At 62.0% G+C, this 24,255-nt stretch carries 24 protein-coding genes; 17 read left to right on the forward strand and 7 right to left on the reverse strand.

All coding sequences use genetic code 11. The annotated features are described in order from the left end of the window. Positions 1–392 precede the first annotated feature (392 nt). The 4 genes from Q7T64_RS16660 to Q7T64_RS16675 all read left to right on the forward strand — a co-directional run bounded on the left by Q7T64_RS16660 (position 393) and on the right by Q7T64_RS16675 (position 3,779). Positions 393–1,589, forward strand: coding sequence for an acyl-CoA dehydrogenase family protein (locus Q7T64_RS16660; protein WP_304798013.1), 1,197 nt, complete (start codon positions 393–395; stop codon positions 1,587–1,589). Between the two features lie 7 nt (positions 1,590–1,596). After that, entirely contained in the window at positions 1,597–2,736 is a 1,140-nt protein-coding gene (locus tag Q7T64_RS16665; protein ID WP_304798015.1) for an acyl-CoA dehydrogenase family protein, read from the forward strand. 112 nt (positions 2,737–2,848) lie between these two features. Beyond that, positions 2,849–3,313 carry a MaoC family dehydratase gene (locus tag Q7T64_RS16670; protein ID WP_304798017.1) on the forward strand — a complete coding sequence of 155 codons (465 nt, stop codon included), beginning with the start codon at positions 2,849–2,851 and terminating at the stop codon, positions 3,311–3,313. A 10-nt stretch (positions 3,314–3,323) separates the two neighbouring features. Continuing rightward, positions 3,324–3,779, forward strand: coding sequence for a MaoC family dehydratase (locus Q7T64_RS16675; RefSeq protein WP_304798019.1), 456 nt, complete (start codon positions 3,324–3,326; stop codon positions 3,777–3,779). Positions 3,780–3,923: 144 nt separating this feature from the next. Here Q7T64_RS16675 and Q7T64_RS16680 read toward each other — a convergent pair whose 3' ends face one another. Beyond that, positions 3,924–4,583 carry an NIPSNAP family protein gene (locus Q7T64_RS16680; RefSeq protein WP_304798021.1) on the reverse strand — a complete coding sequence of 220 codons (660 nt, stop codon included), beginning with the start codon at positions 4,581–4,583 and terminating at the stop codon, positions 3,924–3,926. Positions 4,584–4,677: 94 nt separating this feature from the next. Between Q7T64_RS16680 and Q7T64_RS16685 the strand changes: the two genes are divergently transcribed. The 6 genes from Q7T64_RS16685 to Q7T64_RS16710 all read left to right on the forward strand — a co-directional run bounded on the left by Q7T64_RS16685 (position 4,678) and on the right by Q7T64_RS16710 (position 11,011). Further along, the gene (locus Q7T64_RS16685; protein ID WP_304798023.1) at positions 4,678–5,427 is read left to right on the forward strand and encodes a PRC-barrel domain-containing protein; all 750 of its coding nucleotides are present in this window, start codon (positions 4,678–4,680) and stop codon (positions 5,425–5,427) included. Between the two features lie 82 nt (positions 5,428–5,509). Beyond that, complete coding sequence (locus Q7T64_RS16690) at positions 5,510–7,075, forward strand: ABC transporter substrate-binding protein (protein WP_304798025.1); 1,566 nt, start codon at positions 5,510–5,512, stop codon at positions 7,073–7,075. Positions 7,076–7,133: 58 nt separating this feature from the next. Beyond that, positions 7,134–8,111, forward strand: coding sequence for an ABC transporter permease (locus tag Q7T64_RS16695; protein WP_304798027.1), 978 nt, complete (start codon positions 7,134–7,136; stop codon positions 8,109–8,111). Further along, on the forward strand, positions 8,111–9,076 hold the full coding sequence (locus Q7T64_RS16700; protein WP_304798029.1) for an ABC transporter permease: 966 nt from the start codon (positions 8,111–8,113) through the stop codon (positions 9,074–9,076). The genes Q7T64_RS16695 and Q7T64_RS16700 overlap by 1 nt, the downstream gene beginning before the upstream one ends. Beyond that, complete coding sequence (locus Q7T64_RS16705; RefSeq protein WP_304798031.1) at positions 9,073–9,945, forward strand: ABC transporter ATP-binding protein; 873 nt, start codon at positions 9,073–9,075, stop codon at positions 9,943–9,945. The genes Q7T64_RS16700 and Q7T64_RS16705 overlap by 4 nt, the downstream gene beginning before the upstream one ends. Beyond that, positions 9,938–11,011: an ABC transporter ATP-binding protein gene (locus Q7T64_RS16710; protein ID WP_304798033.1), complete on the forward strand. Its 1,074-nt coding sequence runs from the start codon at positions 9,938–9,940 to the stop codon at positions 11,009–11,011. Before Q7T64_RS16705 ends, Q7T64_RS16710 begins: the two co-directional genes overlap by 8 nt. Before the next feature lie 57 nt (positions 11,012–11,068). Here Q7T64_RS16710 and Q7T64_RS16715 read toward each other — a convergent pair whose 3' ends face one another. Together Q7T64_RS16715 and Q7T64_RS16720 are read right to left on the reverse strand one after the other, a co-directional pair. Continuing rightward, positions 11,069–11,926, reverse strand: a complete 858-nt coding sequence (locus Q7T64_RS16715; protein ID WP_304798036.1) for a DMT family transporter — start codon at positions 11,924–11,926, stop codon at positions 11,069–11,071. A 182-nt stretch (positions 11,927–12,108) separates the two neighbouring features. Next, a complete protein-coding gene (locus tag Q7T64_RS16720; RefSeq protein ID WP_304798040.1) occupies positions 12,109–13,752 on the reverse strand; it encodes an MBL fold metallo-hydrolase in 1,644 nt (547 codons plus the stop codon). Between the two features lie 113 nt (positions 13,753–13,865). Between Q7T64_RS16720 and gshA the strand changes: the two genes are divergently transcribed. Continuing rightward, positions 13,866–15,452, forward strand: coding sequence for a glutamate--cysteine ligase (gene gshA / locus Q7T64_RS16725; protein ID WP_304798043.1), 1,587 nt, complete (start codon positions 13,866–13,868; stop codon positions 15,450–15,452). Here gshA and Q7T64_RS16730 read toward each other — a convergent pair. The 3 genes from Q7T64_RS16730 to Q7T64_RS16740 all read right to left on the reverse strand — a co-directional run bounded on the left by Q7T64_RS16730 (position 15,437) and on the right by Q7T64_RS16740 (position 20,151). Next, positions 15,437–17,473: a bifunctional diguanylate cyclase/phosphodiesterase gene (locus Q7T64_RS16730; RefSeq protein ID WP_304798046.1), complete on the reverse strand. Its 2,037-nt coding sequence runs from the start codon at positions 17,471–17,473 to the stop codon at positions 15,437–15,439. The two genes, gshA and Q7T64_RS16730, sit on opposite strands and share 16 nt — an antisense overlap. A 481-nt stretch (positions 17,474–17,954) precedes the next feature. Beyond that, complete coding sequence (locus tag Q7T64_RS16735; protein ID WP_304798048.1) at positions 17,955–19,289, reverse strand: DEAD/DEAH box helicase; 1,335 nt, start codon at positions 19,287–19,289, stop codon at positions 17,955–17,957. Positions 19,290–19,365: 76 nt separating this feature from the next. After that, positions 19,366–20,151, reverse strand: a complete 786-nt coding sequence (locus tag Q7T64_RS16740) for an inositol monophosphatase family protein (protein ID WP_304798068.1) — start codon at positions 20,149–20,151, stop codon at positions 19,366–19,368. Positions 20,152–20,277: 126 nt separating this feature from the next. On the opposite strand from Q7T64_RS16740, the gene Q7T64_RS16745 reads away from it, so the two are divergent. After that, positions 20,278–21,072 carry an RNA methyltransferase gene (locus Q7T64_RS16745; protein WP_304798050.1) on the forward strand — a complete coding sequence of 265 codons (795 nt, stop codon included), beginning with the start codon at positions 20,278–20,280 and terminating at the stop codon, positions 21,070–21,072. Positions 21,073–21,203: 131 nt separating this feature from the next. On the opposite strand, the gene lexA is transcribed toward Q7T64_RS16745, so the two are convergent. Continuing rightward, complete coding sequence (gene lexA / locus Q7T64_RS16750; RefSeq protein WP_304798052.1) at positions 21,204–21,863, reverse strand: transcriptional repressor LexA; 660 nt, start codon at positions 21,861–21,863, stop codon at positions 21,204–21,206. 225 nt (positions 21,864–22,088) lie between these two features. Here lexA and rpsF point away from each other — a divergent pair, with 225 nt between their 5' ends. The 5 genes from rpsF to Q7T64_RS16775 form a co-directional block, all read left to right on the forward strand. After that, on the forward strand, positions 22,089–22,457 hold the full coding sequence (gene rpsF, locus Q7T64_RS16755) for a 30S ribosomal protein S6 (protein ID WP_304798054.1): 369 nt from the start codon (positions 22,089–22,091) through the stop codon (positions 22,455–22,457). Positions 22,458–22,473: 16 nt separating this feature from the next. Further along, on the forward strand, positions 22,474–22,758 hold the full coding sequence (priB, locus tag Q7T64_RS16760) for a primosomal replication protein N (RefSeq protein WP_304798057.1): 285 nt from the start codon (positions 22,474–22,476) through the stop codon (positions 22,756–22,758). 23 nt (positions 22,759–22,781) lie between these two features. Then, positions 22,782–23,066 carry a 30S ribosomal protein S18 gene (rpsR, locus tag Q7T64_RS16765; RefSeq protein WP_304798060.1) on the forward strand — a complete coding sequence of 95 codons (285 nt, stop codon included), beginning with the start codon at positions 22,782–22,784 and terminating at the stop codon, positions 23,064–23,066. A 20-nt stretch (positions 23,067–23,086) separates the two neighbouring features. After that, positions 23,087–23,539 carry a 50S ribosomal protein L9 gene (gene rplI, locus Q7T64_RS16770; RefSeq protein ID WP_304798063.1) on the forward strand — a complete coding sequence of 151 codons (453 nt, stop codon included), beginning with the start codon at positions 23,087–23,089 and terminating at the stop codon, positions 23,537–23,539. Positions 23,540–23,795: 256 nt separating this feature from the next. Continuing rightward, positions 23,796–24,255: DnaB-like helicase N-terminal domain-containing protein (locus Q7T64_RS16775; RefSeq protein ID WP_304798066.1), on the forward strand; the 460-nt coding region annotated here is incomplete at its 3' end.

Below are 24,255 nucleotides of genomic sequence, written 5' to 3' on the forward strand. Positions count from 1 at the left end.
AGACTCCCGAGCGCGCAATTCGCGGCGTGGCGACACCCGACGAGCGCGAGGCGCTGGCCGATGAGGGCATCGACGTGGTCGCCTTGCCGATCGAGGCGCCGCCGAATTCGTCGCTGCACTGAACAGGCAGGGGCTGTCACACGTTCTTGCCCTGCCTGGATGATCGCCAATCCTGCTGTTTTTACCCGTTGCGCTCACTGCATTGAAGCCGGCCCTGGCTGCCGCCGGCTAGCTACTCGACTCGATCGCCGCCAAATTCCCGGTAATTCCCGTCACATCGGGACAGGTGGTGGCTTTCGCACGTGATCCCGGTTAGTTTGGTCCCGGATAATCCCCTGTATAATCGTTTCGCACGGTCGTGCTATTTACCGGCCGAAAAAACAGGAGACAGCATGGATCTTGATAACAGTGCGGAAGACCTCGCCTTCCGCGAGGACGTGCGCCGCTTCCTCGACGAAAAGCTGCCCGCTGACCTGCAGCACAAGGTGCAGAGCCACAAGCGATTGTCGCGCGACGACTATGTGCGCTGGCACAAGACGGTGGCGCAGCAGGGGTGGGTCGGTGCGAACTGGCCGGTGGAACATGGCGGCACAGGCTGGAGTGCGGTGCAGCGCCATATCTGGGAAGAAGAGTGCGCCCGCGCCGGTACGCCGCCGATCCTGCCTTTTGGTGTGAACATGGTGGCGCCGGTGATCATGGCCTTCGGCAATGAGGCGCAAAAGCGGCATTACTTGCCGCGCATCCTCAATTGCGACGATTGGTGGTGCCAGGGGTATTCGGAGCCCGGTGCGGGTTCCGACCTGGCGTCGCTGAAAACCCGGGCGCAGCGTGAGGGCGAGCATTACATCGTCAATGGCCAGAAGACCTGGACCACGCTCGGCCAGCATGCCGACATGATTTTTTGCCTGGTGCGTACCGATGCCGGTGTGCGCAAGCAAGAGGGCATTTCCTTCCTGCTGATCGACATGAAAACACCGGGCATTACCGTGCGGCCGATCATCATGCTCGATGAAGACCATGAAGTGAATGAGGTGTTCTTCGACAACGTCAAGGTGCCTGTCGAGAACCTGATCGGCGAAGAGAACAAGGGCTGGACGTACGCAAAATACCTGCTCGGCCATGAGCGTACGGGTATTGCCGCGGTCGGACGCGCCAAGCGCGAATTGCAATTCCTCAAGCGGATCGCGACAACGCATTTGAAGAACGGCAAGCCGATCCTGGATGACCCGCTGTTCTGCGCGCGGGTGGCTTCGCTGGAAATCGAAATCATGGCGCTGGACATCACGGTACTCAAGGTGGTGTCGTCAGAAGGCGCGCGCCGCGGGCCGGGGCCGGAGGCGTCGATGTTGAAGATCAAGGGCACCGAAGTCCAGCAGATGCTTACCGAGTTGATGGTCGAGGCAGTCGGGCCGTTCGGCATGCCCTTCGACCGCGCCTATCTGGAAGGCCTGCAGCCACACACGGTGACCGGTGATGACGATGCGGCACCGCTGGCGTCGTATTACTTCAGTTTCCGCAAGACCTCGATCTACGGCGGGTCGAATGAAATCCAGAAAAACATCATCAGCCAGATGATATTGGGACTGTGAGAAAAACATGGACTTCAACTTCAGCGATGAACAAAAGCAATTCGCCGATGCCCTGCAGCGCTGGGTAGCGAAGGACTATGGTTTCGAGCAGCGCAAGCAGATCATTCATTCCCCTGCTGGCGTGTCGGCCCAGGCCTGGAGCACGCTGGCCGAATTGGGCATGACCGCATTGCCGATTCCGGAGCAGCAGGGTGGCTTCAATGGCACGGCGGTCGACATGCTGGTGGTGATGCAGGAAATCGGCCGCGCCCTGGTGGTGGAGCCGTACCTGGCCACCATGATGGGTGCGCGTTTCCTGCAGTTGGCCGGTGCGCAGGAAGTACTGCTTGAACGTGTGGCCACTGGCGAGCTGGTGCTGGCTTGCGCGCTGCTGGAAAAGCAGTCGCGCTACGACCTGGCGGATGTCGAGACACGTGCCACGGCAGCGGCGGATGGCTTCGTGCTCAACGGCGCAAAATGCGTGGTGGTGCACGGCGGCCAGGCCGGCATGCTGATCGTGTCGGCGCGCAGCAGCGGCGACACGCACACACAGGACGGCATTTCACTGTTCGTGGTCGCGGCAGATGCGCCGGGCCTGACCGTGCGGGACTACCGTACCATCGACGGCCAGCGCGCTGCAGATATGGTGTTTGCCAACGTGCAGGTGCCTGCCAGCGCCTTGCTGGGCCAGGTTGGCAGGGGTTGGGACACGCTGGACGCCGGCGCCGACTATGGCGCCGCACTGCTCTGTGCGGAGGCAGTCGGTGCGATGGAGGCATTGAACGCGGCGACGCTGGAATACCTGAAGACGCGCCAGCAATTCGGCGTGCCGATCGGAAAATTCCAGGCTTTGCAGCATAAAATGGCGGACATGTTCATCCAGCAGGAGCAGGCGCGTTCGATGGCCACGCTGGCTGCGGTGCGCGTCGACGGGGCGGATGTGGAACAGCGCCGGCGCTCGGTATCGGCTGCCAAGGTGCGCATCGGGCAGGCGTTGAAATATGTCGGGCAACAGGCGATACAACTGCACGGCGGCATGGGCGTGACCGATGAATTGCCGGCGTCGCATTATTTCAAGCGCCTGTCGATGATCGAGCTCACGCTGGGCGACACTGATTATCATTTGATGCGTTTTGCCAGCCAGCCGGGTTTTCGCAAGCTGGCCTGATGACGGCGGCCAGGCCGGCTGCGGCTGGCCTGGCCATCAGCCGGACATCGGCATGGCAACAACAATGACCATAACCACAGCAACAACGGTTTGGACCAATCGAGGACTTTGCATGACGTCGGAAAAGCGCTATCTGGAAGATTTCCATCAGGGGCAGCATTTTGATCTCGGCTCGTTTCGGCTGACCGAGGCGGAGATCATTGCCTTTGCCACCGAGTTCGATCCACAGCCGTTTCATATCGATCCGGTAGCGGCGCGGGAATCGGCCTTCGGCGGGCTGATCGCCAGCGGCTGGCATTCATGCTGCAAGATGATGCGCCTCTTGGTCGACAGTGTGCTGGTGAATTCATCCAGCATGGGTTCGCCTGGCGTGGATTCGCTGCGCTGGCTGCGACCGGTGCGTGCCAATGAGACGATCAGCGCGGTGATGGTGGTGACCGACGTGCGCGTCTCGGCCAGCAAGCCCGACCGCGGCATTGTGCACTTTGAATGGAACGCACATAACGACAGCGGCGAGCATGTCGCCGAATTGAAGACGCTCTGTATTTTTGGCCGGCGTCCGTCCAACAATCAATAGGGAAAAGACAATGCGTGAAATCGCGACACTGGCCGCCTTGCGCGAGCTGGTCGGCCAGGAAGTGGCCGTATCGGACTGGGTGGACATCACGCAGGAGCGGGTGCAGCAATTTGCCGATGCGACCGGCGACCACCAGTGGATTCATCTCGACGTTGAACGCTGCAAACGTGAATCGCCGTATGGCGGCACGATTGCCCATGGCTACCTGACGCTGTCCTTGTTGCCGATGCTGATGCAAAGCGCGGTGCGCCTGGGCGACGTCAAGATGGCGGTGAATTACGGGCTCAATAAAGTGCGTTTCCCGGCGCCGGTACCGGTGGGCAGCCGCTTGCGTGCACGCATCGTGTTGATGTCGGTCGAGGATATAGCCGGCGGGGCGCAGGTGACCTGGCAAGTGAGCGTCGAGCGCGAAGGCAGCGACAAGCCGGTGTGCGTGGCCGAATCGATTACGCGGCGCTATCCCTGATCGCGGGGGCGCCGCTTGCGGCAGTTCGATGGGCGTGCAGAGGATCGTGTCCCCCTGTGCAGCATTGGCACAGCACAATGACAGCAGGCGGGCCGGATGATTAATCCGGCCCGCCTGTTTTGCATTGCGCCCGGTTTTTTCTGTTCAGCGCAGCGGCGAAAACGCCAGTGGCGTGAGCAGCGCGTTTTCCTGGTTCAACCAGCGCGCCTTTCCGCCAGGTGGCGGCCAGGTTCCCTTGGCGACTTCGCCGGCGCGGATCTGCAAGCGCTGCGTATAGTCCTGGTAGGCGTACAGGTGAATGAAGCGCAGGGCGCGGGCATTGATCGAATACATCACCAGCGGCATCGGCGACACCTGCGCGCGCTTGATCAGCGGCTCTTTCCAGGTCGCCAGCAATTCTTCCTGCATGCCGGGGCGATAGATGTAGCTGCGCATTTCCACCAGCGCGCCCAGTGCGCCGGGTGACGGTTCCGGCAGGTAGGGCACCGACCTGAAATGCTCAATCTGCACGTCCTGCGTCATTGGCAGCACGCTGCTGAGCCAGTGCTTCACGCCTGGCCGGAATTCGGTAGCGCCTGACGGCAGCTTGTTTTCATCGAAGCGGCGCAGCAGCAGCACGTCGTTGACGCGGCCGGCCTCGGTGCTCCAGGCCGCCACCAGTTCGGCGGGACATTCGGCGGCGACGCTGTTCAGCGTGGTCGTGACGTCCTTGAGCATGGCGGCAGCGGTGGTCAGGGTGGTCAGTTCATAGATCATGGTTGGCGTGGGTTGTGGCAGGGAAAGACCCAAGTATGCCAGTTTCATTGATGCGTCAGGCAGGGGCGGCAACTCTGGCGCGCATTTTTGATCTGAACGTGATCTACTGGCAGGTCAAACGAAGGCCAACAAGGAGGATGTCATGCTGCGTAGCCTGAAAGCCCTGGATGGATTCAAGATCGCTGCCACCGACGGTGAGCTGGGTCGAGTGAAAGATATTTATTTCGACGACCAGAACTGGACCGTGCGCTATTTCGAGGTGGATACCGGCGGCTGGCTGTCGGGCCGCATCGTGCTTTTGTCGCCGGCCTCGGTGACAGGGATCGACTGGAAGGAAAAGAGCCTGCGCGTGCAACTCACGCGCCGCCAGCTGGAGGACAGTCCCGGGCTCGACAGCGCCTTGCCGGTGTCGCGCCAGCATGAACTGGCGCTGTCGCACTATTACGGCTATCCCCACTACTGGAACGGTCCCTTCATCTGGGGCTACACCGCATTCCCGATGCTGATCGACCCGATTCCCTATGATCCGGCAACGGACCAATTGGCCAGCCAGCCGATGGATGAGCAGCCGGCCGAGGGCGACCCGCACCTGCGCACCAAGGATGAAGTGATCGGCTACCAGATCGAGGCCAGCGATGACGTGGTCGGCCATGTCGACGATTTCCTGTTCGATGAGCGCGACTGGAGCATTCGGCTGATGGTGGTCGATACCGGCGACTGGCTGCCGGGCCGACATGTACTCATTTCACCGGCCTTGATCCGCACACTCAGTTGGGAGGAAAAGTCGGTGCGGGTGCGCGCGACCCGCAGCGAGATCGAAAGCAGCACCGAGTACGACAGCGAGCATCCGCCAGAGGGCGCAGCGCAGATATTCCAGAGCACACCCCGCTGACGCAGCCGGGGATGCGTTTGCCACGCCGGGGCCGTTATCATGAAATAATTGCACCTCTTTCATTTAACGATCCCGGCCTGCCATGATTGCTGTCTTACGGAAGTTCCTGCTGCCCCTGGCCGCGACGGCGATTTTGGCCGGCCCGGCACAGGCCGCGCCGCTGAAGCTGGCGCTGGCGGCCGAAGTGTCCACGCTGGATCCGCACTACCTGAACATCGCGCCCAACGTCGCGTTTTCATCGCATTTGTTCGATGCGCTGGTGCTGGTCGACCACAATGGCGGATTGATTCCCGGCCTGGCGACCTCGTGGCGCGCAGTGGATGCGACGACCTGGGAAATCAAATTACGTCCTAACGTCAAATTCCATGACGGCAGCGCATTCACCGCCGATGACGTGGTGTTTTCGCTGGAACGCCCGGCCAGCCTGAAGAACAGCCCCGGCCCGTTTGCCAGCTACACCCGCCAGATTGCCAGCAAACAGGTGGTCGATCCGCTGACCTTGCGCCTGAAGACCACCGCACCATACGGACCGCTGCCGCTGGACCTGTCGACGATTTTCATCGTATCGAAAAAAGCTGCACAAAACGCGACGACGGAAGACTTCAACAGTGGTCGGGCGCTGGTGGGCACCGGCCCGTTCAAGTTTGCCAGCTTCCGCCCCGGCGAGAGCATCGAGCTCACGCGCAACGATGCCTATTGGGGCGGCAAGCCGAGCTGGGAGAAGGTCACGTTCCGGATGATTTCCAGCGATGCATCGCGCCTGGCGGCACTGCTGGCCGGCGACGTCGATGCGATCGAGAACGTGCCGACGGCAGACCTGGCCAAGCTGAAGTCGCAGCCAAAATTCACGCTCGCACAACGCACCTCCTGGCGCACGATTTTCTGGCACCTGGATCATTCCTCCAGCGTGGCGCGCTACGTCACCGACAAGGCCGGCAAGCCGCTGCCGCAAAACCCGCTGCGCGACGTGCGCGTGCGCCGGGCATTGTCCATGGCAATCAACCGGACGGCCTTGACAGAGCGCATCATGGAAGGGCTGGCGGTGCCGGCGGCCAATATCGTTTCGCCCGGCATCCTGGGTTTCAATCCCGCTCAGAAGCCGGAGGCGTTCGATCCGGAAGGGGCCAGGAAGCTGCTGGCCGAGGCCGGCTATCCAAATGGTTTCGCGCTGACCTTGCATGGCCCGAAAAATCGCTACATCAATGACGAAAAAGTGGTGCAGGCAGTGGCGCAGTTCCTGAGCCGGGTCGGTATCCAGGCCAAGGTCGAGACACTGCCCTTGTCGGTCTATTTCGGCCGCGCCCGCAGCGGCGAATTCAGCATGGCCCTGCTCGGATGGGGCACGCTGGCCGGTGATTTCGGTTTGCGCACGCTGGTGGGCACGCCCAACCCGGAAACTGGCTGGGGTAGCTGGAACTGGGGCAAATACAGCAACAAGGCGGTCGATGAGCTGGTGCGCTCCTCGCTGGGCTCGGTGGACCAGGCCAAGCGCGCCGATTTCGCGCAGAAGGCGGCAGCGGTGGCGCTGAAGGACCATGCAGTGATCCCGCTGCATCACCAGAGCGCAACCTGGGCCATGCGCAAGGGGTTGAAGTACACCGCGCGGGTCGATGAATTCACGTTCGCCCACCAGTTCCAGCCGGAATAGCCTGTGACAGCGCGCACACCGGCCGGTGCCATGACTGCTGCAGGCCAGGGGTAAGATCGTGCCAGCGTTCATCCTGCGCCGCCTGATGCAGAGCCTGCTGGTGCTGCTGGTCATGTCGGTGCTGGTCTTTGCCGGCATCCATGCCGTGGGCAATCCGATCGATGTACTGATCAGTCCGGAAGCCAACCAGGCCGAGCGGCTGCGGATCATTGCGGCGTTCGGGCTGGACCAGCCATTGTGGCGGCAGTACCTGCTGTTCGTTGGCAATGCACTGGCCGGCGACCTTGGCCGCTCCTATGTATTTGCCATGCCGGCGCTGGACCTGATCGTCGAGCGCATGCCGGCCACACTGGAACTGGCGGCCTGCGCGATGCTGCTGTCGGTCGTGCTCGGGATTCCGCTTGGCCTCTTGGCGGGCCTGAAGCCGGACAGCCTGTTCAGCAAGACCGTGATGGCGGTTTCGATCCTCGGCTTTTCGCTGCCGACCTTCTGGGTCGGCTTGTTGCTGATCATGGTGTTCGCGGTCCAGCTCGGCTGGCTGCCGTCCACCGGGCGCGGCGCGACGGCTGACTTGTTCGGCATCCCTTTCAGTTTCCTGACCTGGGACGGACTGCGGCATTTGCTGCTGCCGGCGATCAACCTGGCATTGTTCAATATTGCGCTGGTGATCCGGCTGACCCGGGCCGGTACCCAGGAGGCGCTGCTGCAGGACTATGTACGTTTTGCGCGCGCCAAGGGGCTGACCAACAGCCGCATTGTCGGGGTCCACGTCATGAAAAACATCCTGATCCCGATCGTGACGGTGGTGGCGCTGCAATTCGGCTCGATCATTGCGTTTGCCATCGTCACGGAATCGATTTTTGCGTGGCCAGGCATGGGCAAGCTGATCATCGATTCGATCCGCGTGCTGGACAGGCCGGTGATCGTTGCCTACCTGATGCTGATCGTGACGCTGTTCATCCTGATCAACCTGTTGGTGGATATCTTGTATTCGCTGCTTGACCCGCGCGTGCGCCTGTCAGGAGGACGGGCCTGATGCCAAAGCAAACGATCATGACCCACGCCGCTGATGCCGCCGGTGCAGATGTGGCGGTCAATGGCGGCGCCCTGACGCTGCCCCCCGAGCCGGCGCTGCGCGCATTCCTGCGCGAATTTTGCGCCAGCCGTATCGCGCTGGCCGGCGCGCTGGTGCTGGCGCTGGTGGTGCTGGCGGCACTGCTGGCGCCGGTGTTGTCGCCGCAGGACCCGTATGACCTGGCCCAGCTCGATGTGCTCGATTCCCGGCTGGCGCCGGGCCAGGCATCGTCCGACGGTCGCATGACCTACGTGCTGGGAACGGATGAACAGGGCCGCGACTTGCTGTCGGCGATCCTGTATGGACTGCGCATTTCGGTCACGGTTGGCGTGCTCAGTACGGCGCTGGCGCTGGCCATCGGCCTGGCGCTGGGTTTGCTGGCCGGCTATGCGGGTGGGCGTACCGATGCGCTGATCATGCGCGTGGCCGACATCCAGCTTGCATTTCCACCTATCCTGGTCGCGCTGATCCTGCTGGTGCTGACCGGGCCGGGGGTTGGCAATATCATCGTCGCGCTGGTGGCGGTGCAGTGGGCGTATTACGCACGCACCGCGCGCAGTGCCGCGATGGTGGAGCGCAACCGCGAATACATCGAAGCGGCAGTGTGCCTTGGCCTGTCCCCGACCCGCATCGTCCTGCGCCACTTGCTGCCCAATTGCCTGCCGCCGCTGATCGTGGTGGCGGCGCTGCAGATCGGTTCAGCCATCTCGCTGGAGGCCACCCTGTCTTTCCTGGGGCTGGGGCTGCCGGTCACGGAGCCCTCGCTCGGGCTGCTGATTGCCAACGGATTCCAGTACCTGATGTCGGGCAAATACTGGATCAGCCTTTTCCCGGGGATTGCCCTGATGTTGACGGTGGTGGCGATCAACCTGGTTGCCGATCGTTTGCGCGATGTGCTTAATCCGCGTTTGCAGGTGAACCCATGAGTGAAGCGATGCACGCAGGCGGACAGCCCCCGCTGTTGTCAGTGGAGCACCTGGAAACGCATTTTGCGTCGCGCGCCGGTGTGCTCAGGGCGGTGGACGACGTTTCGTTTTCACTTCCGCCAGGCGGTGTACTGGGACTGGTCGGCGAATCGGGTTCGGGCAAGTCGATGACGGCAAATTCGATCATGCGACTGGTCGATCCACCGGGGCGCATCGTTGGCGGGCGAATCCTGTTCAAGGGGCAGGATTTGCTGGCCTTGTCGGACGAGCAGATGCGCCGCTTGCGGGGCAATCGCATCGCCATGATTTTCCAGGACCCGATGATGACGCTCAATCCGGTGTTGCGCATCGATACCCAAATGATCGAGGCGATCCTGGCGCATCGTCGCGTCGGCCGTGCCGCAGCGCGGGAAGAGGCGCGGCTGGCCTTGGCGCGGGTCGGCATATCCAGCCCGGAGCAGCGCTTGCGATCATATCCGCACCAGTTTTCAGGCGGCATGCGGCAGCGCGTGGCGATTGCCATCGCGATGCTGAACCAACCTGACCTGATCATTTGCGACGAGCCGACCACCGCGCTTGATGTCACCACCCAGGCGCAAATCCTGGGCGAGATGCAGGCCTTGTGCCGGGAGTCCGGTTCGGCCCTGATCTGGATCACGCACGACCTGGCGGTGGTCGCCGGCCTGGCGGACCATTTGTGCGTGATGCGCAATGGCAAGATCGTCGAAAGCGGCAGCACTGCGCAGGTGCTGCTGGCGCCGCAACATGCGTACACGCGGCAACTGCTCAATGCTGTGCCCTCGCGCCACCAGCCGGGCGAGCGCTTGTCTGGCCCGGCCTGGCAACAGCAGGATGATCATCATGTCTGAGCAAGCCTTGCTGGAACTGCGCAAGGTCGGCAAGCGTTTTGCTGCTGGCGGCGACCTGGCTGCACGCCTGGCCGGGGGCTTGTCGCATTGGCTGGGCGGGCAGAAGCGAGCAATTCCAGACAGCGCGGCGGACACACAGGCGCAGACCGCAAGCACGGTCGCGCCGGCGCAGCCGCCTGGCGTGCAAGCGGTTGACGATGTGTCGCTGTCGGTCATGCGTGGCGAGGTATTGGGACTGGTAGGCGAATCGGGTTGCGGCAAGTCGACGCTGGCGCGCATGGCGATTGGCTTGCAGTCGCTGTCGACAGGCAGCCGCTGGTGGAGGGGCGAGGACCTGGACAGCTTGCCGACCAGTGTCCGTCGGCAACGGCAGCTCGGCATGCAGATGGTGTTCCAGGATCCATATGCCTCGCTCAACCCGCGCTTGCGGGTGCACGACATCATTGGCGAAGCGCCGCTGGTGCATGGCATGGTGGGGCGCGCCGGGCAACAAGAGCAAGTCGCCGCCTTGTTGCGCCAGGTCGGACTTGATCCGGCCGTTGCAGGCCGTTATCCACATCAATTTTCTGGCGGGCAGCGCGCCCGCATCGGCATCGCCCGCGCACTGGCATTGCAGCCTGAGCTATTGATTTGCGACGAGGCGGTGGCGGCGCTGGACGTGTCGATCCAGGCGCAGGTGCTGGACCTGTTCATGGATTTACGGGAACAGCTTGGCCTGACCTATCTGTTCATCAGTCATGACCTGACGGTCGTGCGCCACCTGTCGGACCGGGTGGCTGTGATGTACCTGGGCAGGGTGGTGGAGCTGGCGCCGGCGACGGCATTGTTTGCACGGCCGGCGCATCCGTACACGATCATGCTGCTGGCTTGTGCGCCGCGCCTGGAACCGAAGAAGGTCGCGTTTCGCGGACCGCAGGGCGAGCTGCCCTCGCCGCTGGATCCGCCGCCCGGTTGTCATTTCCATCCGCGCTGCGAACATGCGACTGCACGCTGTCGTCAGGAGCGGCCGGCGCTGCAGGAAGTGGAGCCGGGACATTTCGTCGCCTGCCATTTGTTCACGACCTGATTCGGATGTGGCGTGGCGGTCGCAAGCTGACGCATGCGTCTACCCAATGCCGATCTTTCAAATTGCTTCGATCGCGCCCGGTTGGCGGGAGCGCGCTTCGCGGCGCGCAATCCAGATGGTTGCACCACAGATCACGCTGCCGCCGATCAGTGTGGATTTGGTGGGTAGTTCGGCAAACATCAGCCAGCCAAGCAGCGTTGCCCAGACCAGGTCCAGGAACTTGACGGATTGAACCGAAGAAATGTCAGCAGTGGCGAACGCGCGTGTCAGGAAGTATTGCCCGGTGGTTCCCAGCAGCCCGGCAATCCCGAAAAAAGTCCATTGCCAGGCGGTCGGTGCTTGCCAGTGCAGCAGCGCAAAAGGGAACGACAGCACGGTGACGGTAATTGCTTGCCATAGCACGAGTGCAGGCGCTGATTCATAACGGGTCAGCGCCTTGGTAATGAGGAATGACGCCGCCAGCACCGGCGCCGATGCCAGCATCACCAGCGTGTACAGGCCACCGGTACCTGCCAGGTTCGGGCCGACGACAATCAATATCCCGGCGAATCCCGCCCCCGCAGCAACCCATCGATCCCATCGCATCCGCTCGCGAAAGAACACGGCAGCGCCGATCATGATGAAGATCGGCATGGTGAATCCGATTGACGTCACGTCGGCGAGCGCCAGGTGCGGCAATGCAGTGAACCAAAGGGCCAGCGCCGCAGCGTGGACCCCGCCGCGCAGGAACTGACCACGTACGTTATGTGGCCGGAATCGGCTCCAGCCGTAACGCAATATCAACGGGGTCATCAGGAGCAGGCCGCACAGATAACGCAGGAATTGCGTCTGCAGCGGGTCCAGCTCCAGCGCTATCTTGCGCAGCAATGCATTGAGCATCGTCAGTACGATGCCGGCCATTACCATCCAGAACATGCCTCGTACTGTGGGTGGCAGCTTGCGGGCGCGCCGCCGCCCAAGACGCAGACGAGCGTCAAGACGAGCGCCACGCCGCAATGTTGGCCGCATCTGTACCCCAGGCGGCATCCCGGCCAGCGACCCGTTGCCCGTATCGTCCCGCTTGTCTTCGGACTGGCGATCGGGCGGGCTCGCCTGCATCATGCTGCCTGCCAGCGGCCGTCGGTTTCGATTGCGCGCTGTTCCTGTTGCAGCTTTTGCAGGTGTGCCGACAGCGAGCGAAACGCCATGCCATGGCGTTCGGGCGGTACGTCGTCATACACCAGTTGCACCAGGTCGTTGGCGCTGACCGGGCCGGCTGCTTGCAGGCGTTGGATGAGCTTGTTTTCGCGCGCTTGCCGGTGCGCCAGCAAGCGGTCGATGCGCTGGTCCGGGCGGTCCATCAGGAAGCCATGGCCGGGCGCCAGCCAATCAATGCCCTGGCCGCGGATCTTGCGCAGCGAATCAAGGTAGACCGCCATGTCGCCGTCGGGCGGGTTGATGACGACCGTGGAGCCTTGCATGATGTGATCGCCCGTGAACAGCAGGCGCTCTTCTTCCAGCAGGTAACAACAGTGGTTGGTGGCATGGCCGGGCGTGTGCACCACGCGCAGCGTGATGCCGCCGACTTGCAGGCGCTCGCCGTCATGCGGCGCACGGTCGGGGCGGAAAGTCGGATCCTGGAATTCACTGACGGGCGATGGCATGCCGATGACTTCGGCACCGGTCAATTCCTTGAGCCGGGCCGCCCCAGGCGAATGGTCGCGGTGGGTGTGGGTGGTCAGGATATAGCGGATCGCCGGCCCGCCTTCCTGTGCAATCGCCGCCAGGTGCGATTCGATATCCGGTCCTGGATCGATCACCGCCAGTGCCTGCGCATCGCCGACCAAGTAAGTGTTGGTGCCAGGCCCGGTCATGAAGCCGGGATTGGGTGCGGCAATGCGGCGCACGTGCGGCGACAGGCGCATTACCGAGCCGGGAATGATTTCCGAGAAGAATGTGCCCAGGCCGTCGGGATCGACCTTGGATATTTCTGCATAGGCAAAGTCTTCGGGCAGCAGCACCTTGCGGCCCCGGCTGTTGACGCTCACGCGCGGATGCGTCTCGGTGATGGCACGGGCAGAGCGGGCGAAAGCCATGATGTCATCGGCGCAGGCGAACTTGCAAAGCGAGCGCAATGTGGTGTGCGTGGCGGTCGCCATTTTCATCTCGCCGCTTTCGAAGTGGGTCAGCGCAGCACGCGGCGTGATCCACAGGTTTGCGATGGTTTCCTGCTCATCGTGAGCCCCGGTCTGGGCGGGCGGCGCGATGGCAACGAAGAAACGGGTGTCGAAGCGCCGCGCTGCGGAAAGCGGTGTCACCCAGTGCGCCAGGTAGGCGATGCGATCCACTGCCAATCGCCAATCCATCGCTGTGCACAAACCGGTCAGGGTTTGCTCGCCGGCGGCCAGTTGCTGGCGCAGTGCGACAGCTTGCTCCAGTGGCAGCGCGACCAATTCGTTGCTGGCATCGCTGGCAAACAGCAGGCTGGCTTCTTCAAAGCATTCGCGGATGGCGGCAACCCAGAACGATGCGCCGCCGTTCTCCAGTGCCAGCGTGGCGCTGGCGGCGGGATCGTCAAGCTGGTGTTGAATCACGCAGTCGTGGTCGGCGCGATCCACTGCGCCACCGGGAAAGGCGTGGGCGCCGCCCCAGAATGCCGCCTTGTGGGTGCGCTGCACCAGCAAGACTTCCGGTCCTTCAGCGCCGTCGCGTACCACGATCAGCGTGGCGGCCGGACGCATCGGCCTGGTGCTAGTTGTCATCAATGAGCCTCGGTCAAACACAGCCGGTATTGTAAGCCAGGACCCCGCCGGGGGTTTTCCGCTATCCTTACGCCTACCGTCGCAATAGACATAGAAAAAAAGAGGGTTTGCGATTGAGCGATCTGCTTGCACAAAGACTTGAATTATTAGGCCGTTCCGAGAACCGCAACTTGCTCAGGCAAGGGCTGCGCGGCATCGAACGCGAGGCGCTGCGCGTCGACCAGCGCGGTCAGTTGTCGATGACACCGCATCCGCTTGCGCTCGGTTCTGCGCTGACGCATCCGCATATCACGACCGACTATTCCGAGGCGCTGCTCGAACTGATCACGTCGCCGCACGCCGACTTGAAAGAGTTGACGGCCGAGCTCGACCTGATCCACCGCTTCGTGCAACAGACGCTCGGCAATGAATTGATGTGGGCGCATTCGATGCCAGCCTTGTTGCCGCCGGAGCCGGAGATACCGATTGCCTGGTACGGAAGCTCGCATATCGGCATGCTCAAGCATGTCTACCGGCGTGGGCTGGCGCTGCGCTACGGCAAGGCAATGCAATGCATCGCCGGCATCCACTACAATTTTTCGCTGGCCGAATCCTTGTGGGATGTGCTGCGCAGCGAGCAGGGATCGACCTTGTCCGCGCAGGATTTTCGCTCTGAAGGTTACATCGCACTGATCCGCAATTTCCAGCGCAGGTCATGGTTGCTGATGTTGCTGTTCGGCGCGTCGCCGGCCTTGCCGCTGGGTTTCTTGCAGGGGCGTGCGCATCAGCTCATGACGATGGCCGAGGACACGCTCTACTTGCCATACGCAACCAGTTTGCGCATGAGCGACCTGGGGTACCAGAACAAGGCGCAAGCCGGACTGATTCCGCCTTACAACACGCTGGATGAGTACATGCGCAGCATGGCGCGTGCGGTGCAGTTGCCGTATCCGGATTACGAATCGATCGGCTTGCGCAAGGATGGGGAATGGGTGCAGATCAGCACCAATGTCTTGCAGATCGAGAACGAGTTCTACGCCACGATCCGGCCCAAGCGCGTGACCAGGACCGGCGAGCGCCCGCTGCAGGCATTGTGCGAGCGCGGCGTGCAGTACATCGAAGTGCGCTGCATGGATGTCGATCCGTTCGAGCCTGTCGGTATCAGCCTGGAGACGATGACATTCCTCGATGTTTTCCTGACCGCCTGCGCCTTGTCCGACAGCCCTCCCGTCACGGTGCAGCGGGAACAGGAATATCGCGCCAATTTTGCGGCCGTGGTGCGCGAAGGCCGACGTCCCGGACTACTGTTGCAACGCGATGCAACGACCATCCCGCTGGCGCAGTGGGGCCAGGAAATGCTGGACGAATTAGCGCCAGTGGCCCGTCTGCTCGATGCCCAATGCGGCGGCCATTCCCATGCGCAGGCAGTGGCGGCGCAAGCGGCGCGCTTTGCCGCACCCGAGACCTTGCCCTCAGCCCGCGTACTGGCGGAAATCCGTGCGACGGAGGGCTCGTTCCATCAGTTTGCGCTGAACTGGAGCCGCGAGCATGCAGCCGACTTGATGGCGCGGCCAGTGAGCAGTGAGCAAGGGCAGCGCCTGGCCGACGCGGCGCGGCAATCCATCGCGCAGCAACAGGAACTGGAAAACCGCGATGTCGGCAATTTCGATGAATTCATCACCGCATACCGTGCCGCCACACCGAGTCATTTGTGTTGCTGAGCCGGCGCGGGCATCGGTGACTCGACGCTGTTGACGCCGGCATCGCAGGCTTTGATACGTGCGGAGGCTGCGTGCCGATCCGCGATTGTCGGGTCGACCAGATGTCCAGAAGGCGCAATGCGATAGACATTGCGCCCATCATGCTTTGCGCCATACAGCATCGCATCGGCCTGTCGCAACAAGGTCTCCGGGTCCAGGCTGCCTGACTGGCAGAACGCCAGCCCGACACTGACACCGACGGCGACGTTGACGCCTTCCAGTACGAACGTGGTTTGTACTGCTTGCACGATCTTGGCGGCAATAACCTCGGCATCTTCTTCGCGCGCCAGGTTTTCCATGATGACGGTGAACTCGTCGCCACCCAGGCGCGAGATGGTGTCGGTCGCCCGCAGTGCCTGCGACAGGCGGCCGGCAAATGCCTGCAGCACCAGGTCACCGATATGGTGACCGTAGGTGTCGTTGACGGACTTGAAGTGATCGAGGTCGAGGAACATGACCGCGATCAGGGACTGCTCTTGCTGGCTGCGCCGCACCGCGTCCGACAGACGTTTCTGGAAGCCGTCCCGGTTGAGCAGGCCGGTCAGGCTGTCGACGCTCGCCAACTGCTGTAGCCGGAACTGCTCGCGCTTTCGGGCGCTAATGTCCTGCACCATCATGTGAAAGCCCAGCACCGCGCGCGAGTGCTCGGCATACTGCGGAATATAAGTGCATTCGTCGCATTGATAGGCAGGGGCGCCGTCGTCATCACCATCGTCATCGCAGCCATATTCACGCTCGAAAATGACTGTCTCGCCGGCAAGTGCCCGTTCCACATAAGGCAGGATGTGGCGATATTCATCGGCATCCAGCAAGTCCTGCAATCGCCTGTCGCGCAGCGCGTCGCGTTCAAGCCGGTATTTTTTCTCCCAGGCGATGTTGTTGAACCGCAAGCGCAATTCCGTATCGACATAAGCAACCAGTGCCGGCAAAGTATCGGCCACCGTGCGCAGTCGCTGCTCGCTATCGGCCAGCGCCTGTTCGCTTTCCAGTCGCGCCGTGATGTCATCGACCGTGCCGGAATAGCCCTGCACCCGACCGTCGACCACGATCGCCGCGGTCTTTACCGATGCCCAGACAATGCGACCGTCGGCATGCACGAAGCGGTAGCTCATCTGGGCATTGTCGCGCGGCCCCGCTTCTGCACCGGGTTTCGATGACTGGCGCCAGGCACGGAACACCTTGATCCGGTCCTGCGTGTGGATCGCCTGTATCCAGCCATTGCCGAGGGCTTGTTGCGCACACATGCCCGACAAGCTTTCGTAGCGTTTATTGACATAGGTGCAGCGGCCATCGGGGTCGGTCTGGAACAGTCCCAGCGGCGAGGCATCATAGGCTGCAGTAAGCTCGGCCTGCTTGGCGCGCAGTGCGCGCTCCTGCCGGCGGTTGCCGGTGATGTCCTCGGCGATGCCGAGCATGTATCGCGGCTTGCGGGCATGGTCGAACAGCGGAACGCTGATGCTGTGCATCAGGCGGATTTCGCCGTCGGGCCGCCTGAACGGGACTTCGTGCTCTTCGATCACCATCGGGTCGGCAAGCATGCGGCGGCCCAGTTCTTCCAGCGCGGCGGCGGTGGCCGGACCGAATGCATTTTCCGCAGCTTGTCCGATGACGTTTTGTGCGGTGTAGCCGGTCATGGTTTCAGCGGTCTTGTTCCAGACGCACATGCGCCCTTGCGCCTTGCCGGTCAGCGACCTGACAAATACCAGCACCGGCAAATGATCGATCAGCGATTGCAGGAAGGCCGGGCTGTTGTGAATGTCGCGGCTGGCAGAGGGAGTCCGACGGAACAAGATCGCCAGCGCCAATGCGCCGGTTGCAAACAGTCCCAGCAGCAGCCATGGCGGTAGTGCGACCGGCTGCTTGTGCAACGCGGCAGCGGCAAGCGTGATGCCGGCGGCGACAGCCAGGGTGGCCAATAGCCGGTGCTTGCGGCGACGGGATCGGTGGCGGGCAAGGCTTGCCCTGTTCAAGCTGGAGCTCATCCGTAGGCTGGATCAGGGCGCGAGCAGCGGCAATGCGGCAGTGTTCGGTCGGATGTCATGTCAGCTTTGTCAGCAGGGAAGGCGAGGCTGGTCGGTCATCACCGGATGCGCGGATCACGGTGCAGCGGGACTGCGCAAGAATACCCAGCAAGCCAACATCTGGAACTAAATGTTAGGGCGCGATTGCCTGGGTCAAACATGAACGGGCCGAGCAAACAATTTGGTCGCTTGCCGACCGAAAAATCAAGGGGCTGAAGGTTTCAGGCGCGAGGAAGGGGAGGGCCAGGGCAGGACCCGGCATGTCGACAGCGAGCGACAGGCTGCGCTCGCAGTGTCCGTGTGGCGGGGGTGTCGGGGAGTGGGGAGTGGCGTGGAGGCGAGGGGCCGGGCTGCGCAAGGGCGGCAGCGATGCGGCCGCTGCGCGTGGGTCTGTGTGTCGTGTCAGGCCGGCGCTGGTGGCCGGCGCGACACGACAGCCTGCTTATCTGCCGCGATTACCGCTGGTGCTGCCGCCTGTGCGGCGACCCGGCTGGGCAGGAGCTGGCCGAGAGGCAGCCGGACGCGCCGCACCGCTGCGCGGCGCAGATGACGGATTCGGTGCCGACCGGCCGCCGCCGCTGCGGCCTTGTCCGCCACCGCCACTACGCAGCTGTATCGGTTGGGGGCGGGCATTGAGGTCGGGCTCGAATCCCGGCACGACTTGCTGCGGAATGCTCTGGCGGATCAGCTTTTCGATACCCTTGAGCATGATGTGCTCATCCACGCACACCAGCGAGACCGCTTCGCCGGTCGCACCGGCGCGTCCGGTCCTGCCGATCCGGTGGACATAATCTTCCGGGACGTTGGGCAGGTCATAGTTGACCACGTGCGGCAATTGGTCGATGTCGATGCCACGGGCGGCGATATCGGTGGCTACCAGTACCCGCAATGCACCTTGCTTGAAATCGGCTAGCGCGCGGGTGCGCGCAGTCTGGCTCTTGTTGCCGTGGATCGCCATGGCAGAGATGTCATCGCGGCCGAGCTGTTCCACCAGCTTGTTGGCGCCATGCTTGGTGCGGGTAAACACCAGCACCTGGGACCAGTCATGCGTCTTGATCAGGTGCGCCAGCAAAGGGTGCTTGCGGTCGCGATCGACCGGATGGATTTTTTGCGCGATGACTTCGACCGTGGAATTGCGCTTGGCAACTTCGATCATTTCCGGCGCATTGAGCAGGCCGTCGGCCAGCGCCTTGATCTCGTCGGAGAAGGTGGCGGAGAACAGCAGGTTCTGGCGCTGCTTGGGCAGTGCGGCCAGCACTTTGCGGATGTCGCGGATGAAACCCATGTCGAGCATGCGGTCGGCCTCGTCAAGCACCAGGATTTCGACTTTCGACAAGTCGATCGTGCCTTGCTGCATGTGGTCGAGCAGCCGGCCCGGCGTCGCTACCAGGATGTCGAGACCGCCATTAAGGAGCTTGATCTGCGGATTGATGCCGACGCCGCCGAATATCACGCCGGAGCTGAGCTTGAGGTACTTGCCGTAAGTGCGTACGCTTTCCTCGACCTGGGCTGCCAGCTCGCGGGTCGGGGTCAGGATCAGGGTGCGTACGGTCCGGGCGCGCGAGCCGGGCTTTACCGGTAGCGTCGACAGGCGTTGCAGGATAGGCAGCGTGAAGCCTGCCGTTTTGCCGGTCCCGGTCTGGGCGCCCGCAAGCAGGTCGCCGCCCTTGAGCACGGCAGGGATTGCCTGCCGCTGGATCGGGGTCGGGGTGGTATAGCCGTTTTCGGTGACGGCGCGGAGGATTGCTTCGGACAGGCCGAGTTCTGCAAATGACATGGATGGATTCAAATTTGATGCGGGCGGCCCCGCAGGGGGCGCCGGCGATTAACGCTGGGAAATCGAACCAGACAAACTAGCGTGAGAAGGGCGCAAGCAACTGCACCATCTGGGCGAATACTTTTGGTGTGCCGGCGAGCACGTCACCCTTGTACAGGTAATCGGATTCGCCAGCGAAGGTGCCGACGATGCCGCCGGCTTCGGTGATGAGCAGCGAACCGGCTGCCACATCCCACGGCTTGAGGCCTTTTTCGAAGAAGCCATCGAGCCGGCCGCAGGCAACATAAGCCAGGTCGAGTGCGGCAGCGCCAGGGCGTCGCAGCCCGGAACATGCCTGCGTCATGATGCGGAACATCTGGACATATTCGTCCAGGCCGCTCATGTCGTTGTAGGGAAAGCCGGTGCCGATCAGTGCATCGGCGATTTTTTCAGCCCTGGTGACGCGGATGCGCTTTTCGTTGAGGTACGCGCCGCGACCCTTGGATGCCGTAAACAGGTCGTTGCGGGTCGGATCGTACACCACGGCCTGCGTGACCTGGCCGCGCTGCTGGAGTGCGATCGACACGCAATACTGCGGAAAGCCGTGGATGAAGTTGGTGGTGCCGTCCAGCGGATCGATGATCCAGACGTTCTCGTTCTCGTCGTGCAGGTTGTCGGACCCGCCCGACTCTTCGGCCAGGATCGCATGGCCCGGGTAGGCGGTATGCAGGACTTCGATGATGGCCTGTTCTGCGGCGCGGTCGACCTCGGTCACGAAATCATTGTGACCTTTTTGTGTCACCGTCAACCGGTCCAACTCGAAGGAGGCGCGGTTGATGATCGCGGCGCCGCGACGGGCGGCCTTGATCGCCGTGTTCAGCATGGGTTGCATGAGGGCTTCCGATAGAATGGCGGTGCCGCCAGAAGGCTGCAAGAACGACACCCGAAAATTTAATGAGCATGCGGCAAGCGATGGACAAAGCTGCCGCGAAACCGAGTATTTTAAACGATGCAGCCAGATATCCCCAATTCGCTTTTCTCCCGGGTCCGGTTTGTCCTTGTGGAAACCAGTCATCCGGGCAATATTGGCGCAGCCGCGCGGGCGATCAAGACCATGGGATTTTCCGATCTGGTGCTGGTGCGGCCGCGCTTTGCCGATGCCTTGCAGCAGGATGACGCAATCGCCTTTGCCAGCGGCGCCATCGACGTTCTGCAAAATGCCCGGGTGGTGCCGACCCTGGCCGAGGCGCTGGACGGCGTACAGTTCGCCGCCGCCCTCAGTTCCCGCCTGCGCGAATATTCGCCGCCCGTGCTCACGCCGCGCGAGTTTGCCGGTACGGTGGGCGAGCAGGCGGATTTGCAGGCAGCGCTGGTGTTCGGCAGTGAGCGCTATGGACTGTCCAACGATTCAGTGATGCAGTGCCAGGCCCTGGTCAACATTCCGGCGAACCCGGACTATTCGTCCCTGAACCTGGCGCAGGCGGTGCAATTGCTGGCTTACGAATGCAGGCTGGCCTTGCTGCCGGCACGGTCAGGGGCGCCAGGGTCGCCGGATTCATCGGCGCGGTCGGGACCTCGCATCGGCTTCCAGGGCGAACTCGCTGCCGCTGCGCAGGTGGAGGGCATGTATGCGCATCTGGAACAAGCATTGGTGCAGCTTGGCTACCTGGACCCGACCAATCCGAAAAAGTTGATGCCCCGTTTGCGGCGCTTGTTTGCGCGAACCGGGCTGGAGACCGAAGAAGTGAATATCCTGCGCGGCATTGCCGGGCATGTGATCAGCGCATGCGACAAGCGCGGATAGATTTGCAGCGGGCCAGGCCTGCAAGGGACCGTGAAAGTCATGCAAGACAGCAGGGCAGGATCACGCCTGCCGGCAAGTTCCTGGTTGGTTCAGCGCGGACAGTGGTAGCGAATGTCGGCTGATTGCTGGTTTCAAGCCCAGGCACGCAGCAAGCCAACCGCCAGCCCTTCCAGCGCAAAATCTTCCCGGCCTGCCTCGACGCGTATCGTTTTGAAGTCGTCGTTTTCGGGCAGAAGCTCGATCAGGTCCGCCGAGCGCCGGAAACGCTTTACCGTGACTTCGTCGCCGATTCGGGCAACCACGATCTGGCCATTGCGCGCCTCGCTGGTTTTTTTCACGGCGAGCATGTCGCCGTCGAGGATGCCGGCGTCGCGCATCGACATGCCGCGCACTCGCAGCAGGTAATCGGGGCGGTCAGTGAATAATGAAGGGTCGACGGTGTAAGTCTGGTCGATGTGCTCCTGCGCCAGGATGGGCGAGCCGGCCGCCACCCGGCCGACCAGCGGCAGGGACAGTTGCAGGATACCCGGATGGGGCAGCGACATTTGCCCCGGCAGCCGCCGCGCCAGGCCGGCCTGCATGTCGAGCACGCGGATGCCGCGCGACGTGCCTGGCGAAATCTCGATCGCGCCCTTGCGCGCCAGCGCCTGCAAATGTTCTTCCGCGGCATTGGCAGACCGGAAGCCGAGCTCGGCTGCAATTTCAGCACGGGTCGGTGGGAAACCAGTCTTGTCGATCGCAACCCTGATCAGTTCGAGGATCTGTTCTTGCCGGTCGGTAAGCTTGAGCATGCGGCCCCGGCCGGGAACGCCGGCCGCCTGTTTATAATGACAGGCTGTAGTTTTATACAGTCTTTGTTGGACTGCAAGCTATTTTTAGGGTTTCCAGGGTATTTCTTTGGGCAAGGTAAATTTGAGTTTTGGTCCGGTTGCCGGTATAGTTGCGGGTTTTCCTCTTCCCACACTCGAGTTGACGCCGGGGTGGGCGATTTTTCAATCTGTCCTTAAGGAGATTTCATGCGTCATTACGAAATAGTATTTATTGTTCATCCCGATCAGAGCGAGCAAGTGCCCGCCATGATCGAACGCTACCGCGGCATAGTTACCGCCCGCAACGGCAAGGTACACCGCGTGGAAGACTGGGGCCGCCGCCAGATGGCCTACATGATCCAGAAGCTCGCCAAGGCACACTATGTTTGCATGAACATCGAGTGCGATGCCGAGACCCTGCTGGAGCTCGAAACCGGCTTCCGATTCAACGATGCCGTTCTGCGCCACCTCACCGTCAAGATGAAGAGGGCCGAAACTGCGCCGTCGCCGATGATGAAGGCAGTGCAGAAGGAAGACGCCGCCAAGACCCATCGCGCCGAGGCAGCCGCTTCTTAAACATTGTCCGGAAAGAGTGAACCAGCTCCATCTGATCGCCAGCATTGCCGAGCGCGACGCATTGCGCTACACCCCGGCCGGTATCCCGATCATTGCAGCAAGGTTGCTGCATAGTTCGACCGCGACCGAAGCAGGCATTGCCCGCGTTGTCGAGTTTGAAATCGCTGCAGTTGCAGCAGGCAGGATTTCAGAGCTTTTCAACCAGGCTGATCTGGGTGGGACTTACCAGTTCGACGGTTTTTTGGCGCGCAAGAGCCGCAACGGCCGGACACTGGTTTTTCACATCACCGGTTTTGAGTAACCCAATTCAAGCAGGAGCCACAAATGGCATTCGGTAAAAAGTTCGACAAGAGCAAGATGAAAGAGAAGCGCAAACAGCAAAATCCGCTGTTCAAGCGCAAGAAGTTCTGCCGCTTCACGGCAGCCAAGGTAGAGCAGGTGGACTACAAGGATGTCGACACGCTGAAGGACTTCGTCCAGGAAAACGGCAAGATCATGCCGGCACGCCTGACCGGCACACGGGCGCATTACCAGCGCCAGCTCGATACCGCAATCAAGCGCGCACGTTACCTCGCGCTGTTGCCGTACACCGACCTGCACACTGCCTAACGACGCGCCAAGGAGAAATCATGCAAGTCATTTTGTTGGAAAAAGTCGTGAACCTGGGCGACCTGGGTTCGGTAGTGAAGGTCAAGGACGGCTATGCCCGTAACTTCCTGATCCCCCAGCGCAAGGCGCGTCGTGCTACCGCCGCTGCCGTGGCGGAATTCGAAGTGCGTCGTGCGGAGCTCGAAAAGATCGCCGCAGAAAAGCTGGCTGCTGCACAGGCACAAGGCGAGAAGCTGTCCGGCATGACCGTGCAGGTATCGCAGAAAGCCGGCGTTGACGGTCGTCTGTTCGGCTCGGTCACCAACTTCGATATCGCTGAAGCCTTGACCAAGCAAGGCTTCCCGGTCGAAAAAGGCCAGGTCCGCATGCCAAATGGTCCGCTGAAGATCGTCGGCGACCATGCTGTATCGGTCTCGCTGCATACCGACGTGCTGGTCGATATCACCGTATCGGTACTGGGCGAGCACGCCTAAGTTTTAGCGCGTGTAGCCGCATGCCTGTTGCAAGACAGGCATCGAAAGAAGGCCGGGCTTGCCCGGCTTTTTTTCGTCCGGCTTTTCGCGCAGCGGCCCATGTTGCACTGCGCGGCACCGGTTTGCGGGATGATCAGTGTTCGATGCAATCCATTTGCATGCGCGGCAACTTCAGCGGTGCTATCCACGCAAAAAGAACGCCGGTAAGCGGCCGGCAGGTGGGGATGGCACGCTTGTGGACGGTATAATGCGCGCCATGAACAGCCGCACTGATCCACAAGTAGACGCCCTCAGGGTGCCACCCCATTCGATAGAATCCGAGCAGTCGGTGATCGGTGGATTATTGCTTGACAATGCCGCCTGGGATCGCATTGCCGACTTCGTCAATGCCGATGATTTCTATCGCTACGATCACCGGATCATCTTCCAGCATGTGGTCAAGCTGATCAACAATGCCCGACCGGCCGACGTCATTACGGTATTTGAAGCCCTGACCAACAGCGGCAAGGCGGAGGAAGTCGGTGGGCTGTCGTACCTGAACGCGCTGGTGCAGAACACGCCGTCAGCAGCCAATATCCGCCGTTATGCCGAGATCGTGCGTGACCGCGGCATCTTGCGCAAATTGATTACTGTCTCCGACGAGATTTCATCGCAGGCCTTCAGCCCCCAGGGCAAGGAGGTCAAGCAGATGCTCGACGAGGCCGAGGCCAAGATAT

Source organism: Lacisediminimonas sp. (assembly GCF_030645335.1).
Classification (GTDB): domain Bacteria; phylum Pseudomonadota; class Gammaproteobacteria; order Burkholderiales; family Burkholderiaceae_D; genus Lacisediminimonas.

Coding starts and splice junctions, on each gene's coding strand:
- Q7T64_RS16740 (WP_304798068.1), bottom strand. CDS start 20,151: ATGCTGAACACGGCGATCAAGGCCGCCCGTCGCGGCGCCGCGATCATC.
- Q7T64_RS16660 (WP_304798013.1), top strand. CDS start 393: ATGGATCTTGATAACAGTGCGGAAGACCTCGCCTTCCGCGAGGACGTG.
- Q7T64_RS16685 (WP_304798023.1), top strand. CDS start 4,678: ATGCTGCGTAGCCTGAAAGCCCTGGATGGATTCAAGATCGCTGCCACC.
- Q7T64_RS16730 (WP_304798046.1), bottom strand. CDS start 17,473: ATGAGCTCCAGCTTGAACAGGGCAAGCCTTGCCCGCCACCGATCCCGT.
- rpsF (WP_304798054.1), top strand. CDS start 22,089: ATGCGTCATTACGAAATAGTATTTATTGTTCATCCCGATCAGAGCGAG.
- Q7T64_RS16720 (WP_304798040.1), bottom strand. CDS start 13,752: ATGACAACTAGCACCAGGCCGATGCGTCCGGCCGCCACGCTGATCGTG.
- Q7T64_RS16665 (WP_304798015.1), top strand. CDS start 1,597: ATGGACTTCAACTTCAGCGATGAACAAAAGCAATTCGCCGATGCCCTG.
- rplI (WP_304798063.1), top strand. CDS start 23,087: ATGCAAGTCATTTTGTTGGAAAAAGTCGTGAACCTGGGCGACCTGGGT.
- Q7T64_RS16710 (WP_304798033.1), top strand. CDS start 9,938: ATGTCTGAGCAAGCCTTGCTGGAACTGCGCAAGGTCGGCAAGCGTTTT.
- Q7T64_RS16705 (WP_304798031.1), top strand. CDS start 9,073: ATGAGTGAAGCGATGCACGCAGGCGGACAGCCCCCGCTGTTGTCAGTG.
- Q7T64_RS16670 (WP_304798017.1), top strand. CDS start 2,849: ATGACGTCGGAAAAGCGCTATCTGGAAGATTTCCATCAGGGGCAGCAT.
- Q7T64_RS16745 (WP_304798050.1), top strand. CDS start 20,278: ATGCAGCCAGATATCCCCAATTCGCTTTTCTCCCGGGTCCGGTTTGTC.
- Q7T64_RS16690 (WP_304798025.1), top strand. CDS start 5,510: ATGATTGCTGTCTTACGGAAGTTCCTGCTGCCCCTGGCCGCGACGGCG.
- Q7T64_RS16675 (WP_304798019.1), top strand. CDS start 3,324: ATGCGTGAAATCGCGACACTGGCCGCCTTGCGCGAGCTGGTCGGCCAG.
- rpsR (WP_304798060.1), top strand. CDS start 22,782: ATGGCATTCGGTAAAAAGTTCGACAAGAGCAAGATGAAAGAGAAGCGC.
- Q7T64_RS16700 (WP_304798029.1), top strand. CDS start 8,111: ATGCCAAAGCAAACGATCATGACCCACGCCGCTGATGCCGCCGGTGCA.
- Q7T64_RS16735 (WP_304798048.1), bottom strand. CDS start 19,289: ATGTCATTTGCAGAACTCGGCCTGTCCGAAGCAATCCTCCGCGCCGTC.
- Q7T64_RS16680 (WP_304798021.1), bottom strand. CDS start 4,583: ATGAAACTGGCATACTTGGGTCTTTCCCTGCCACAACCCACGCCAACC.
- lexA (WP_304798052.1), bottom strand. CDS start 21,863: ATGCTCAAGCTTACCGACCGGCAAGAACAGATCCTCGAACTGATCAGG.
- Q7T64_RS16715 (WP_304798036.1), bottom strand. CDS start 11,926: ATGTTCTGGATGGTAATGGCCGGCATCGTACTGACGATGCTCAATGCA.